This is a genomic window from Stenotrophomonas maltophilia R551-3, from assembly GCF_000020665.1.
GTDB lineage: Bacteria > Pseudomonadota > Gammaproteobacteria > Xanthomonadales > Xanthomonadaceae > Stenotrophomonas > Stenotrophomonas maltophilia_L.
Genome location: NC_011071.1, coordinates 2,165,862 through 2,180,311, shown reverse-complemented (window position 1 = coordinate 2,180,311; position 14,450 = coordinate 2,165,862). Strand labels below are relative to the sequence as shown.

The window sequence follows — 14,450 nt, the reverse complement described above, 5'->3', positions numbered from 1 at the left end:
GATCCGGTCGCGTTCATCCGCGCCATGACCGCCATGGGATTGGATCCCATGATCGTGAGACTCTCTTGAAGCACACCACCCTGATCGCACTTTCCCTCGGCCTGCTCGCACCGCTGGCCGCCCATGCCGCGCAGGATCTGCCGACGCTCTACCAGGCCTATGAAGAGGCCGGCTATTCGACGCTGAGCATGGAACAACTCAACCAGACGGTGACCTTCACCGCCGTCGCGCTGGGTGTTTCCAGCAACCTGCAGGGCGAGCCGCTGATCGAGGCCGGCGATGACCAGGGCAATGTCCTGGCCCGGCTGACCACCGACGATGCGCAGCAGGCCGCCAAGCTCAGCGCGCTGGAAGAAGGCACCACCTTCACCGCCAGCTGCACGCTGCAGTTCAGCTCCGGCTCGGACTATCTGTCGTTCGGCGATTGCACCCTGAAGTAACGACGAAGCCGGCGAAACGCCGGCTTCTTTTCTTTGCCTCTGTAGAGTCGAGCCATGCTCGACTCACGCAAGGTCAGGGCCCCGTGGGCACCGGACCATATGCGTTCTCCTGCGGCGTACCCGGCAGCAGTGCGAACACGAAGATCACCAGGCCACCGAACGGAATGAAGGCCAGCAGGTACATCCAGCCCGACTGGTTGCAGTCATGCAGGCGGCGCACGGTGACAGCGATGACCGGCAGGAAGGTAGCCAGCCAGAACACGACGAACAGGATGATCGACGCGATGCCCAAGCCATCGGACTGCATCACCAACCCGGCGATGAGCGGCACCATCAGGACGGCTGAGACGATCAACAGGAACAGCTGGAACATCCAGTACTCGCGACGGTTGGCCCGACCATCGAACTGGGCGTAACGCTTCAACGGCAGAATCATTTCCTGCACGGCATCAATCCTTGAAAAAGTGGCCGCGCAGTGTGCCAAATGCAGACGCGCAGAACAATGTGGCGTCGAGCCATGCTCGACTGCCATTGCCCCCTGTAGAGTCGAGCCGTGCTCGACTGCTGTTCCAGAAGGCCAGCGTAACCCGCGCAAGAGCGAAGTCGAGCATGGCTCGACTCTACATAAGCCGCCTCAGCGGCCCTTCGCGGCCCGCGCAGCCTCACGCTCGGCACGCAGCCGGTCCAGCTTTTCCTTCAGCTTGATTTCCAGCCCGCGCGGCACCGGGCTGTAGTACACCCGTTCGCCCATCGCATCAGGGAAGCCAGTCTGATCCAGTGCGATGCCACCTTCGGCATCGTGGTCGTACTGATATTCGGCGCCGTAGCCCAGCTCCTTCATCAGCTTGGTCGGCGCATTGCGCAGGTGCAGCGGCACTTCTTCGGTACCGCTCTCGCGCACATCGGCCTTCGCCTGGTTGAAGGCGGCATAGCCTGCGTTCGATTTGGCGGTACTGGCCAGATAGAGCACCAGTTGGGCAAAGGCCAGTTCGCCTTCCGGGCTGCCCAGCCGCTCGTAAATGTCCCAGGCCTCCAGTGCCATGCTCTGCGCGCGTGGATCGGCCAGGCCGATATCCTCGATGGCCATGCGGGTCAACCGGCGCGCCAGGTAGGACGGATCGCAGCCGCCATCGAGCATGCGGGTCAGCCAGTACAGTGCGGCATCTGGATTGGAGCTACGTACCGACTTGTGCAGTGCCGAGATCTGGTCGTAGAACTGCTCGCCGCCCTTGTCGAAGCGACGGGTGCGATCGGCCAGCACTTGGGTCAGGGTCTGCGGGGTGATGCGACCGCCCTCCCCGCCCGCCAGCTCGGCGGCGATCTCCAGCAGGGTCAGCGCACGACGCACGTCACCATCGGCGGCGGTGGCGATTTCCAGCAGTAGTTCGGGAGCGACCTCGATGCCCTCCTCGCCCAAGCCGCGCTCGCGGTCACCCAGCGCACGTTCCAGCGCCTCGACGATGTCGGTGGGCGAAACGCCTTCCAGCACGTGCACGCGGCAACGCGACAGCAGCGCCGAGTTCAGCTCGAACGACGGATTCTCGGTGGTGGCACCGACGAACAGGATGGTGCCGCGCTCGATGTGCGGCAGGAACGCATCCTGCTGCGCCTTGTTGAAGCGGTGCACTTCGTCCACGAACAGCACGGTACGCCGCCCTTCAGCGAAACGCTGCGCGGCCTCGGCCAGCACCTGGCGCACTTCCGGCAGGCCGGACAGCACGGCGGAGATGGCGCGGAACTCGGCGTCGGAATACTCGGCCAGCAACAGCGCCAGCGTGGTCTTGCCGCAGCCCGGCGGTCCCCACAGGATCATCGAATGCACGCGACCGGATTCGACCGCGCGACGCAGCGCGCTGTCCGGCGCCAGCAGGCGCTTCTGCCCGACCATCTCGTCGAGGGTGCGCGGGCGCATGCGCTCGGCGAGCGGGCGCATATGTTCCCGATCAACGCTCAGCAGATCGGGGCCGGGGAAGGAAGTTGAACGATGTCTTGCCACACGGCCATTGTACCGCGAGAGCGTGCCAACCAAGGTTGGCACCCACCAGCGCCAGGCCGTGATCGGTAACGGATCAGGCCGCAGGATCGGTAGTGCCGGCCGCTGGCCGGCAGATCAAATACGTGTCAACCAAGGTTGACACCCACCAAGGCGGTGCCGGTTGACACCTTCCGAGGCGGTGTCGATTGACACCCGCCAGAGCAGGTAGCGCCGGGCCATGCCCGGCGTGCCCCATCAATTACCGATGACGTCAGTGCCCTTCGGCGGGGTGAAGCTGAAGGTGCCGGCAGCAAAGCCCGGGTTGCGCTTCCAGCCGCTGAAGCTGATCACGGTGCGCTGGCCGACGGCATCAGTGATTTCCATCTTGGCCAGGCCCTGGGCGTTGAAGCCCAGCGCGGCATACTGGAAGCTGGCTTCGGTATCGCGCTTCGGCGACAGCGACAGCCACTGCAGGCCATCACGCTGTGCGGCTTCTTCGCTGAGGTCGTACTGCTGTTCCAGCAGCGCCGGGTTGATCAGCGCGGTCAGCGGGCTGTTCTGCTCTTCCTTGCCCTGCTCGCGTACGGTGGCCTGCTCCAGGTCCGGCTCGTACATCCAGACCTTCTTGCCGTCGGCCACGATCAACTGTTCGTGCGGGCGCACGTACTCCCAGCGGAACAGGCGCGGCGCCGAAAGAGCCACGCGGCCGCTGGTCGACTCCTTCACCTTGCCGCGGCTGTCGAACACCTGCTGACTGAACTGCCCGTCCAGGCCCTTCAGGCCGCTGGTGAAGGTCTTCAGGTCATCGCGGGCGCCAGCCCAGGCGCTGCCGGCAGCGGCGCAGGCCACGGCCAAGGTGGTGGTGGCAAGGAAACGGCGGAGGCGGAAGTTCATGCGAGGATCCTGTAGGCGCGGGCGCCAGGAAAGGTGGTTGCCAGTGTGCCCGGGCAAAGATGAATGGGCGATCAGGGCGACATTATGCCGCCCTGAACGTCCATCGGCGATTCAGTCGGCAGCGGCCGGCAGCCTGCCGTACAGCACCTGGCCACGGAAGCCACGCCGCACTTCTCGATACAGCGCGCGGAACGCCGGGTAGTCCTGCGGTTGGCACAACGCCTCCGGGCCACGCACCGCATTCTGCTGCAGGCGGTGGTGCACGATCACGTCCTGGCCTTCGCGGCTCCAGTCCACCCGGTACTCACCGGCGGCGTTGGTGAAGCGCTGGCTGGCCGGGATGGCGATGATCGGCGCATTGGCCGGGAACTGCAGGCGATAGGTTTCCTCGCGCAGGCTGGCATTGCAGTAGAACGGCGCCTCATTGGCCGGTGCCGAGGCGGTGGCGTACAGGCCGCGCACCGATTCACCACCCGGCGGGTCCGGCACGGCCATGCCGCCGGCCACGCTGAAGTCGGCGTAGTCCTCAGCCTGGAAGGCCATGCGGTAGCCGAACGGCCGGGTCAGGTCGACCGGCACGCCTTGGATCTGTAGCTGCCCTCGCCCGTCGAAACCGGACGCGGCCATGATCTGCTCCTCGGCGCGCGCGCGGTTCTGCGCGTTGAGCTGGGAGAACTGGGCACGCATGCCGATTTCGGCGTTCTCGCCCAGCTTCGGAATGGTCTCGCCGCGCAGGTTGCCATTGGCGTCGAAGGTGAAGCGCACTTCCATCGAAGTGGCATTGCGCTGCGGCGTGTTGGCCGGGGTGCGCGCCAGGCTCGCATCGCGGGTGCGCATCACCGGTGCGCCCAGGTCACCTTCCGGCAACTGCCCGAAGCGCGCCCAGGCGGTGGTCGAATCCAGGTACAGGTCGAACTCGGGGATGTAGGTGATGGCGTGATTGAAGCGGCCCAGTACCGGGATCTTCGGCAGGGTCGGGCCACCGCCGGCACCGATCAGCACCGGCGAACTGGCGATACCCTTGGCCGCCAGCAGCGCCTCCAGGATCGTCACATGGTCCTTGCAGTCACCATAGTGGTTGTCGAGGACGCTCTGCGCGCTGTTCGGCTCCAGGCCGCCATTGCCCAGGTACACCGCCACATAGCGGATGTTCTGCGCGACCCAGCGGTACAGCGCGTCGGCCTGCTCGCGGCGGTCGCTGATGCCGGTGGTGATCTGGTCGGCCAGCGCCTGTAGTTCCGGGGTGACCTGCGCGGCCGGGCCAGCCTTGAGCTGGTAGGCACGGCCCATCTGCGACCAGTCACGATAGGTGCTGGCCATGATATTCGGGCCGAACTCCCAGCCTGCCGCTGACCAGTTCTGCGCTGGCATGGCCTCGCGCCGCTGGTAGCGCCAGCGCCACTGCGCCTGGCCATTCTTCACCGTCGGGCGATCACTGCCCTGCACACCACGGCTGTCGACGAACATCGGCAGGTTGGCCGGCGCACTCAGGGTGACCTCCGCGTCCTCGTACTCGGTGAAGACGTTGAAGGTCTCCCACAGGCCGAAATAGCCCGGGAAGTACGGCGTGGCCTGGGTGCGACGCACCTGGTAGTACAGGCGCGTGCCCGGGGCCAGGTTCGGGAACACGATCACCCGCACCTTGCGGTCGGCATACATCGCCGCCGAGGCGCTGGAGTAACTCTCCTGGGTGTAGATGCGGTCGGCGGGGACGTCGCGGCGCTGACCATCGGCGGTGATGGTGTAGGCGCCGAGCACTTCCAGCGTCTCCATCTTCTCGCTGTAGCTCAGCCGCACCTGGCTGAACTGCTCGACGGAGGCCTTGGTCTTGAGCAGGACTTCGTAGGTTTCGGTCTGCACATTGCCCGCATCGGGCCGCACCTGGTAGTCGGCGCGGTAACGGACAATGCTGAAATTATTGCTGGCTTCGGTATCGCCGCTGGTGGAAGGCGGCGCCGTGGCGGGCGCGGAGGTGGCGGTTTCTGCCAGTGCCGGGCCGGCAGCCAGGAAGGCTGCCAGCGCCAGTGCCAGCGCGCTTGGTACGGGGTGAAGCATGCGTCGGTTCCTTGGACGTCGTGGGGGATACGTCGGGTCTTACTTCGGCGGCGGCGGTGCCAGCACCGTACGGTCGCCGTTGTGCTCGGGCGAGCTGACCACGCCGGCCGCTTCCATGGCCTCGATCAGCCGCGCTGCACGGTTGTAGCCGATCTTCAGCCGGCGCTGCACGCCGGAAATCGAGGCACGGCGGGTCTCGGTGACCACCCGCAGCGCTTCGTCGTACAACGGGTCGGACTCGTCGCCGGCAGAGCTGTTCTCCGGCAGGCCGGTGGCACCGACGACCACGCCGTCGCCCATCGTCTGCACTTCGTCCAGCACGCCGTCGACATAGTCGGCCGGGCCCATCGCCTTGAGGTGTTCGACCACGCGATGCACTTCCTCGTCGGAGACGAAGGCGCCATGCACGCGCTCGGGCATGGCGGTACCCGGCGGCAGGTACAGCATGTCGCCGTGGCCCAGCAGGGTTTCCGCGCCGGACTGGTCGAGGATGGTGCGCGAGTCGATCTTGGAACTGACCTGGAACGCGATACGGGTCGGGATGTTGGCCTTGATCAGGCCGGTGATCACGTCCACCGACGGGCGCTGCGTGGCCAGGATCAGGTGGATGCCGGCCGCACGCGCCTTCTGTGCCAAGCGCGCGATCAGCTCTTCCACCTTCTTGCCGACGATCATCATCATGTCGGCGAATTCGTCGATGAAGATGACGACGAACGGCAGCGTCTCCAACGGTCGCGGCGCCTCGCCCAGCTCCGGGTTCGGCTTGAACAGCGGGTCCATCAGCGGCTGGCCGGCGTCCTGGGCTTCCTTCACCTTCTTGTTGAAGCCGGCCAGGTTGCGCACGCCCACCGCGCTCATCAGCTTGTAGCGGCGCTCCATCTCGGCCACGCACCAGCGCAGGCCGTTGGCGGCCTCCTTCATGTCGGTGACCACCGGCGCCAGCAGGTGCGGGATGCCCTGGTAGACGCTCAGTTCGAGCATCTTCGGGTCGATCATCAGCATCCGCAGGTCTTTCGGCGAGGCCTTGAACAGCAGGCTCAGCACCATCGCGTTGACCGCCACCGACTTGCCTGAACCGGTTGTACCGGCCACCAGCAGGTGCGGCATGCGCGCCAGATCGGCCACGGTCGAGCGGCCGGCGATGTCCTTGCCCAGCGCCAGGGTCAGCACGCTGGCCGACTTGTCGTATTCCTTCGAGCGCAGCAGCTCGGACAGGTAGATCATCTCGCGGGTGACGTTGGGAATTTCCAGGCCGATCACCGACTTGCCCGGAATCACGTCGACTACGCGCACCGACTTCACCGACAGGCCGCGCGCGATGTCCTTGTCCAGCGAACTGATCTGGCTGACCTTGATGCCCGGTGCCGGTTCGATCTCGAAGCGGGTGATGACCGGGCCGGGGTTGGCGCCGACCACCTGGGCATCGATGCGGAAGTCCTTCAGCTTGAACTCGATCTGCCGCGACAGCGCGTCCAGGGTTTCCTTGTCGTAACCCACCGGCTGCGGCTTGGGGTCATCCAGCAGCGCGAGCGGCGGCAGGTCCGAGCCATCCCCGTTGACGCCACGGAACATCGGGATCTGCGTGTCACGCTTGGCGCGATCGCTCTTCTCGATGACCGGCTCGGGGCGCGGTTCGATCTTCACCGGCTCGCGCTTGGCGCGCACCTCGGCATCGGCCTTGCGCACTTCCTGGCGCTCCTCGCGCATCACCCGGGTCTGCTTCCACTCGGTGACTTCTTCCTTCTTGCGCTCCAGCAACGGCGCCAGCGACATCACGCCGCGGCCGATCTTCTCCATCACCACGAACCAGGACAACCCGGTGGCCAGGGTGATCGAGGCCAGCAGCAGCACCAGCACGAACAGGTTCGCACCCAGCGCGCCGAAGCCCACCGTGAGCGAGTTGCCGACCAGCTTGCCGAGGATGCCGCCGGCATGGGCCACGTCGCCACTGAACAGGCGCACGTGCAGGAAGCCAGTGCCGGCAATCAGGAAGCCGACCAGCCCGACCAGGCGCAGTGCCGGATCCAGGTCGTTCTCGCCCTTGCTCTCGCGCTTGAGCCCGAACATGGCGATCCACGCCAGCGCGCCCAGCACCACCGGCAGCAGGAACGCGATGTAGCCGAACAGCTGCAGCAGCACGTCGGCGATCCATGCACCGGCGCGGCCGCCCAGGTTGTGTACCGGCGCGACCACGCTGCCGGTATGCGACCAGCCCGGATCAGTGGCTGAATAGGTGAAAAGACTGGCCGCCAGGTACAGCAGCGCCGGCGCGATGGCGATCAGGCCAAGGTCGCGCCAGAGACGCTGGCGGCGTGGATTGTCGGTCGTCGCCGCCGCGGCCGTGCGACGTGACGCCTTGCTGTCGTCGGACTTGGAGCGTTCGGGGACCTGCTTCGCCACCTTAGACCATACCTTTGGAATGCGCTGTTAGTGATTGATAATAAATGAGACGGCGTCAGTTTTCAGTTATGCGACATCGGACAGGGCATTTGACCGCCAGAACCACCGCTGGATGACGGCGTTCTGTTCATCGGCTTGAATCGCCCTGCCCCAGCCGCCACTCTATGACCAGCCACGGATGCTGCGCAAACATCGCCAGCACCTTGTCCCATCTACCTTTTCGCGAGTTTACATGAGCACCAGCCTGCCCTCCCGTCACCAGCGCCTCGTCATTCTCGGTTCCGGCCCGGCCGGTTGGACCGCCGCCGTCTACGCCGCCCGCGCCAACCTGAAGCCGGTCGTCATCACCGGCCTGCAGCAGGGTGGCCAGCTGATGACCACCACCGAGGTGGACAACTGGCCGGGCGACGCCCATGGCCTGATGGGCCCGGACTTGATGGCGCGCATGCAGGCTCACGCCGAGCGCTTCGAGACCGAAGTCATCTTCGACCACATCCACACCGCCGATGTGTCGCAGCGCCCGTTCAAGCTGATCGGCGACAGCCACGAGTACACCTGCGACGCCCTGATCATCGCTACCGGCGCCACCGCCAAGTACCTGGGCATCCCGACAGAAGACGAGCTCAAGGGACGCGGCGTCTCCGCCTGTGCCACCTGCGACGGCTTCTTCTACCGCGACCAGGACGTGGTCGTGGTCGGCGGCGGCAACACCGCCGTGGAAGAGGCGCTGTACCTGTCCAACATCGCCCGCAAGGTGTACCTGGTCCACCGCCGCGACACCCTGAAGGCGGAGAAGATCATGCAGGACAAGCTGTTCGCCAAGGTGGCCGCCGGCAAGATCGAGACCGTCTGGCACCACCAGGTGGAGGAAGTGCTGGGCAACGAGGCCGGCGTGACCGGCGTGCGCGTGAAGTCCACTCTGGACGGCACCACCCGCGACATCGACGCCCACGGCTTCTTCGTGGCCATCGGCCACCACCCGAACACCCAGCTGTTCGACGGCCAGCTGGCGATGAACAACGGCTATCTGGAAATCCGTTCGGGCCTGGGCGGCAACGCCACCCAGACCTCGGTGGAAGGCGTGTTCGCCGCCGGCGACGTGGCCGACCAGCACTACCGCCAGGCGATCACCTCGGCCGGATTCGGCTGCATGGCCGCACTGGACGCCGAGCGCTACCTGGACGCGCAGGGCAAGGCCAGCTGAGAGGCTGACCCGCTCCTGTAGGGTCGAGCCATGCTCGACTCCAGATGAAAGGCCGACGCCAGCGCGTCGGCCTTTTCGTTTTCACGAACCGGCCAGCCCTGTCGCCGCAACACTCAACCCACCCGGCCGCCGTATGCACTGCACCCTGTGCCTGACCGGCGGCGACTTCACGCCATCGGCATCGACCACCTGGGTGTTCCAGAACAAGGGGGCGCTGCCAGCATTCTCGCACCTCATGATGATCTGACTGGGCTTCTCGTCCGGCGCAGCGATGTGGACCTTGCCGTCGGTGCAGGTCCATCCGGGCGGGCAACCCACATTGGTGGTGACCAGATCAATCGGGTACCGGGGATGGCCCTCAAACACTATATCGACGCGCCGTGAATTCCCCGCGGACAGCTCGATGGACTGGATGGGCTCCACCTTCAAAGGCACACAACCCTCGCCTTCGCGGAACAGCCGATAGCCCTTCTCGACACCCTTCATTGAGGCGGTGCGAAATGCCGGGTCCAGCAAGGCTGCGGCATCGGTTGGGTTTGTGTGGAAGGCAACTTCGACAACCACCGATGGCATCTGCGCGAATCCGTTTTCACCATGGCTGGCGGCTGCACCCGCCGCAGCAACAGGAAAGTCTGCATACTCCTCCTGTGCCGTAATGAGCTCGCGCATGTAGCAGAGCACCATGTCGGCAAGCCGTTGATCACTTGGCTTGCGCGGATGGTAGTAGACGCGCGTGCCCCGAGCCGCGCCCGAGGCATCCGCATTTGTGTGAATGCTGAACAACCCTGCAGCACCAAGATGATTCGCATAGTAGGGCCGGGCACGAATATCATCGGAAACCTCCCTGTCTGTCGCCGTGCTGTTGGCAAAGTGATTCCAGATATCCGGCCGATCTGGCAGCAGATCACGTAGATGGTATCTGGATGACATTTCGCTCCAGGCCCTCTTAGACTCTGGGTGCAGGTCGCCCTGATTGCGACGCGCCCGGTGGACCACCCGTCCTCCACGTTCTTCCATCAACTGCTGCAGTTCTTCGGCATAGCCAACGGTGATCAGATCCTCCTGAACGCCATTCCTGGCAGGCCGCTGGAACTCCCACTCCAACCCAGGATGCACACGAACCAGGCCGTGACTTGCAGAGACCAGTACCGAGTTCACCGTTGAAGCATCCGATGACTGAGCGGGTGCCGCAGGCATGATTGGAAAGTGCTCCCAGTAGGGCTTTCCTTCGTACAGGACCTCCGACTGGACCTCGCCTGCGCCGGACCTCAAAGCATAGAACTCAAGCGAGCTCCGGATGTACTGCTCGATTTCCTCAAGCGAGTGATCATCCTCCGCAGGCAACATGCCGGGGCCGAAGCGAATGATCAGCCGCTGGCGTTCCAGATCGACGGAAGCATTTACAACCACTTGAGTCGACCGCGACGTTCGGAACTGGTGCGCGTCAAGCATCCGCTGCGCCTCTCGCGTCAGCAGCAGATCCAGCGCTGGATCAGTCTCAATCATCGCATGTGCGGGCTGGGCAATCGCTGCCGGCCCAGCGCTTAGACCAGCAATGATCAGTGCAAACGCAGAGCAACGGAGAGCATTCATGCATTCCATGTATCGAATCCTTCGATGTGGGTATGCGCCAGAAGGGCGCGAAGATGGAATCTCCCATCCAGCTCCCAGCAACTTCGTTGAACCGACTCGCGATTTCGACCAATTCGGATAATCCTCAAGTCGAGTGCGGCAACACTTTTCGCACTCCGCCTGCCCTATCCTTTCCTCATGCCTTCCCCTCGCTTCCACGACTCCCTGCAGTCCATTGCCGCCAGCAACTGGGATGCCCTGCACGACGGCCGCAACCCCTTCATCAGCCACGCCTTCCTCTCAGGCCTGGAACAACACGGCTGCCTGCGCGAGGACTGGGGCTGGCAGCCCCGGCATTTCACGCTGTGGGAGGGCGACACTCTGGTCGGCGCCATTCCGGGTTACCTGAAGACCAACTCGCACGGCGAATTCGTGTTCGATCACGCCTGGGCCAACGCGTATGCCCGTCATGGCCGCGACTACTACCCGAAATGGCTGGGCGCGGTGCCGTACTCGCCGGTCACCGGCCCGCGGCTGCTGGCCCGTCACGATCCGGAGCGCGCCACGTTGCTGTCGGCATTGCGCGAAGCACTGCCGACGCTGGGCGTGTCCTCGGCCCATATCAACTTCCACACCGCGTTGGACGAGGCGCTGTTCGGCGATGACTGGCTGCTGCGCGAGGATGTGCAGTTCCAGTGGCAGAACCCGGGCGACTGGACCTCGTTCGAGCAGTTCCTCGGCGCGATGGACCACAAGCACCGCAAGAACATCCGTCAGGAACGGGCCAAGGTCACGCGCCAAGGCATCACCTTCCGCGTGGTGCACGGCGATGAAGCGAGCCGCGCCGATCTGCAGGCGATGTACCGCTTCTACCTGCAGACGTTCCTCGAGTACGGCAATGCCCCGGCGCTGACCGAGGCCTTCCTGCGCCATCTGGCGATTTCGCTGGGGCGCGGGCTGGTGCTGTTCCTGGCCGAACAGGACGGCGAGCCGATTGCCGGCGCGCTATGCCTGCGGGGCGGAGACACGCTGTACGGCCGTTACTGGGGCGGCGCTACCCTGCCCGGCCTGCACTTCGAGGCCTGCTACTACCAGGGCATCGAGTATTGCCTGCGCGAAGGGCTGGCCCGCTTCGAGCCGGGCGCACAGGGCGAGCACAAGCTGGCGCGCGGTTTCCTGCCGACGCTGGTGCGCAGCCGGCACTGGATGGCCGATGCGGATTTCGCAGAAGCACTGCAGGACTGGTGCCGGCAGGAGCGGTGCGATGTGCGGCGCTACCAGCAGGAGCTGCAGGGGCATGGGCCGTTCCGCGCAGGAACGTAGCGTCGAGCTTGCTCGACCTGGGCGCCGCCAAAAAGCGTGCCAACCAAGGTGGGCACCTACCGGGGCAATAGGCTGCGCCAAAAGGCGTGCCAACCAAGGTTGGCACCTACCGGAGCGATAGCGAGAGCCGCGCGCGTCCATCTGGCGCCTGCCAGAGCGGTGGCGAGGACACTGTACTCAGGTGCACTGCCAGAAGTGCCCGCTCACCCGGCACTTTGCACACCAGAACGTATAGAGCATGCCGCCGCTGCCCCACAGCAGCGTGCCCTCACCCGTGGTCGGCAGTGTCGAATCCAGCTGCATCACGAACGGCATCTCTTCGCCACAATCGATGCACGCCGGGTACCAGGCACTCTGCACCCAGCTCGGCGCGCCGCCCACGCGCGACAGGTTCTGTCGATGGTTGGACTGGCCCCAGTCCTGTTGTTGCCAGCGCGCACTGTCCATGGCGACCAGACCCACCTCGGCCTGCATCAGGTCGCCGCTGTCGGTGGGGGTGTTCGGCACCTCGAGGTACTGGCTGGGGTGGCAGCCGGGCTGGCCCGCGGCATCGTGGCGATAGAAGCGCACGGGCGGTTCCTCCCATCCACAACAATCCAGGCACAGGCCAAGCGTGACCTCACCGGACGCGCCCGGCTGCAGCGCAGCAGCATCGGTCTGCAGCAGCCGCTGCAGCGGCGCGTGACAACCACCGCACAATGCTTCCAACGGCCCACCCATGCGGCCGGCGTGATGCACCTGGCCACCATTCCAGGTCGGGTGCAGGCGCCAGATCCGTTTGCGCCAGCTCGGCTCGTCCGCCTGCTGCGCGCGATGCTGCTCGCGACCGAAGCGGAGGTGCAGCGGCCGCTCCCCATGCAGGCGCCGCGGCTGCGGTCCGTCGGCAACGCCGGCCCAGTGCGCCCAGACCTCGGCATCCAATCGCCCCCAGTCGACCACGTAGCCGCGAGCAATGGCGTAGGTCTCGGGCTGGGCGGCGAGCAGCAGCGCCCGGGCCCGCGCCATTTCGCGATCGTCATCGGCTTCAGCCAGGATCTGCGCCCACTGTGCGGCAGTGGCAGAAGGCAGGCCCTGCCATACCTGTGAAGCCAGCTGCAGCTCATCCTCACTGGCGATCGCCAGCAATGCCTCCCAGTCGTCCTGCAGCAGCTGTGGCGCCTGATAGCTGGCGAACTCCATCACGCTGGCCAGCAGCTCGCCGCGCTCGCCATCACGATAACGACGCCATGCTTCGGCCACGACTGCGGGCACTGCATCGTCCGGCAGCAGGTCCAGCGCCATGTCGAGGAAGGCTGAGCCCGGCGAGCGTCGCGCCAGTGCCTGCAGCATCAACACACCGAGCTGGCGCGGCTGCTCAGTGGCCAGCATCAGCAGCATGCTCTGGCTGTCATTGCGCGTGCGCGGGGTGTCGTGCACATCGAGGATGGCGGTGATCGCGTCGCTCATGCGTGGGCTCCTTGCCGTAGGACGCTGATGGTGCCAGACATCACCGATCGCCACGACGAATACAATGACGGCATGACCCGCCAGCTGCCCTGGCGCCTGGCCGATACGCCGGACGCCCCCTTCCCTCCGGCCGAGACCGCACTGCGCCAGCCCGATGGCCTGCTGGCGGTGGGCGGCGACCTGCACCCGGTGCGCCTGCTCAACGCCTATGCCGGCGGCATCTTTCCGTGGTTCAGCGAGGGCGAGCCGATCCTGTGGTGGTCGCCGGACCCGCGCATGGTGTTCCGTACCGATGGCGTGCATCTGTCCAGCCGCTTCCGCCGCCAGTTGCGCAGCAGCACGTGGGAGATTTCCGTCGACACCGCCTTCGGCCGGGTGATGCGCGCCTGCGCCGCAGCGCCACGCCCCGGCCAGGACGGCACCTGGATCAGCCCGGCGATGGTCGAGGCTTACAGCCAGCTGCATGACCTTGGCTTTGCCCACTCCTTCGAAGTCTGGGACCGGCAGACCCTGGTCGGCGGCATCTATGGCGTCGCGATCGGCGCCATGTTTTTCGGCGAGAGCATGTTCAGCGGCGCCAGTGGCGGCTCCAAGATCGCCCTGGCCGCATTGGCGACCACCCTGCGCGACTGGGGCTGGCAACTGATTGATGCCCAGGTCGAAAATCCGCACCTGCTGCGGATGGGTGCCGAACACCTGCCACGCGCGGAATTCCTCGATCACGTGCGCCAGGCCGTCCATCAGGATGGCCGTGAAGGCCCCTGGACCCAGGCGGTGGGGCGTTTGCCGGCACGGCATTTGGCCGGGGGTTAACACAAACTTTGCAAGCTGGGCCCATCACGCGTAAAATACCGCGCCTTAGGCCCAGCGTGGCCGTTTTCTGAACCGCACAGGACTACATGTCGAAAGACGATTCCATCGAGTTCGAGGGCACCGTCAGCGAGACGCTGCCGAACACCACTTTCCGCGTTCGTCTGGAAAATGGGCACGAAATCATCGCCCATATCTCCGGTCGCATGCGCAAGAACTACATCCGCATCCTCACCGGTGACCGGGTCAAGGTTGAAATGACCCCGTACGACCTGACCAAGGGTCGTATCACCTACCGCATGAAGTAAGCGGTCGGCGCTTGGCGCCACTC

The 14,450-nt window shown here is 65.3% G+C and carries 12 protein-coding genes; 5 read left to right on the top strand and 7 right to left on the bottom strand.

Annotation, left to right across the window (positions count from 1 at the left end; all coding sequences use genetic code 11):
- Positions 1–65 precede the first annotated feature (65 nt).
- Positions 66–440, top strand: a complete 375-nt coding sequence (locus SMAL_RS09910) for a hypothetical protein (RefSeq protein WP_012511008.1) — start codon at positions 66–68, stop codon at positions 438–440.
- Positions 441–513: 73 nt separating this feature from the next.
- On the opposite strand, the gene SMAL_RS09905 is transcribed toward SMAL_RS09910, so the two are convergent.
- From SMAL_RS09905 to SMAL_RS09885, 5 genes are all read right to left on the bottom strand, one after another.
- On the bottom strand, positions 514–885 hold the full coding sequence (locus SMAL_RS09905; RefSeq protein WP_041864515.1) for a DUF805 domain-containing protein: 372 nt from the start codon (positions 883–885) through the stop codon (positions 514–516).
- 189 nt (positions 886–1,074) lie between these two features.
- Positions 1,075–2,373 carry a replication-associated recombination protein A gene (locus tag SMAL_RS09900; RefSeq protein ID WP_232274018.1) on the bottom strand — a complete coding sequence of 433 codons (1,299 nt, stop codon included), beginning with the start codon at positions 2,371–2,373 and terminating at the stop codon, positions 1,075–1,077.
- A gap of 297 nt (positions 2,374–2,670) precedes the next feature.
- Positions 2,671–3,309 carry an outer membrane lipoprotein periplasmic chaperone LolA gene (lolA, locus tag SMAL_RS09895; RefSeq protein ID WP_012511005.1) on the bottom strand — a complete coding sequence of 213 codons (639 nt, stop codon included), beginning with the start codon at positions 3,307–3,309 and terminating at the stop codon, positions 2,671–2,673.
- A 111-nt stretch (positions 3,310–3,420) separates the two neighbouring features.
- A complete protein-coding gene (locus SMAL_RS09890) occupies positions 3,421–5,364 on the bottom strand; it encodes a DUF3857 domain-containing protein (RefSeq protein ID WP_012511004.1) in 1,944 nt (647 codons plus the stop codon).
- Positions 5,365–5,403: 39 nt separating this feature from the next.
- Positions 5,404–7,764 (bottom strand): DNA translocase FtsK, encoded by a 2,361-nt coding sequence (locus tag SMAL_RS09885; RefSeq protein WP_012511003.1) that lies wholly within the window; start codon positions 7,762–7,764, stop codon positions 5,404–5,406.
- Positions 7,765–7,996: 232 nt separating this feature from the next.
- On the opposite strand from SMAL_RS09885, the gene trxB reads away from it, so the two are divergent.
- Positions 7,997–8,968, top strand: a complete 972-nt coding sequence (gene trxB / locus SMAL_RS09880) for a thioredoxin-disulfide reductase (protein ID WP_012511002.1) — start codon at positions 7,997–7,999, stop codon at positions 8,966–8,968.
- Positions 8,969–9,049: 81 nt separating this feature from the next.
- On the opposite strand, the gene SMAL_RS09875 is transcribed toward trxB, so the two are convergent.
- A complete protein-coding gene (locus tag SMAL_RS09875; protein ID WP_157628461.1) occupies positions 9,050–10,561 on the bottom strand; it encodes an N-acetylmuramoyl-L-alanine amidase family protein in 1,512 nt (503 codons plus the stop codon).
- A 177-nt stretch (positions 10,562–10,738) separates the two neighbouring features.
- Here SMAL_RS09875 and SMAL_RS09870 point away from each other — a divergent pair, with 177 nt between their 5' ends.
- Positions 10,739–11,863 carry a GNAT family N-acetyltransferase gene (locus SMAL_RS09870; protein WP_006366667.1) on the top strand — a complete coding sequence of 375 codons (1,125 nt, stop codon included), beginning with the start codon at positions 10,739–10,741 and terminating at the stop codon, positions 11,861–11,863.
- Between the two features lie 177 nt (positions 11,864–12,040).
- Here the strand turns inward: SMAL_RS09870 and SMAL_RS09865 are convergent, their stop codons facing one another.
- Complete coding sequence (locus SMAL_RS09865; RefSeq protein WP_012511000.1) at positions 12,041–13,309, bottom strand: hypothetical protein; 1,269 nt, start codon at positions 13,307–13,309, stop codon at positions 12,041–12,043.
- Positions 13,310–13,381: 72 nt separating this feature from the next.
- On the opposite strand from SMAL_RS09865, the gene aat reads away from it, so the two are divergent.
- Both aat and infA read left to right on the top strand, forming a co-directional pair.
- The gene (gene aat / locus SMAL_RS09860; protein ID WP_012510999.1) at positions 13,382–14,122 is read left to right on the top strand and encodes a leucyl/phenylalanyl-tRNA--protein transferase; all 741 of its coding nucleotides are present in this window, start codon (positions 13,382–13,384) and stop codon (positions 14,120–14,122) included.
- Between the two features lie 86 nt (positions 14,123–14,208).
- Positions 14,209–14,427 carry a translation initiation factor IF-1 gene (gene infA / locus SMAL_RS09855; protein ID WP_005409596.1) on the top strand — a complete coding sequence of 73 codons (219 nt, stop codon included), beginning with the start codon at positions 14,209–14,211 and terminating at the stop codon, positions 14,425–14,427.
- Positions 14,428–14,450: the final 23 nt, after the last annotated feature.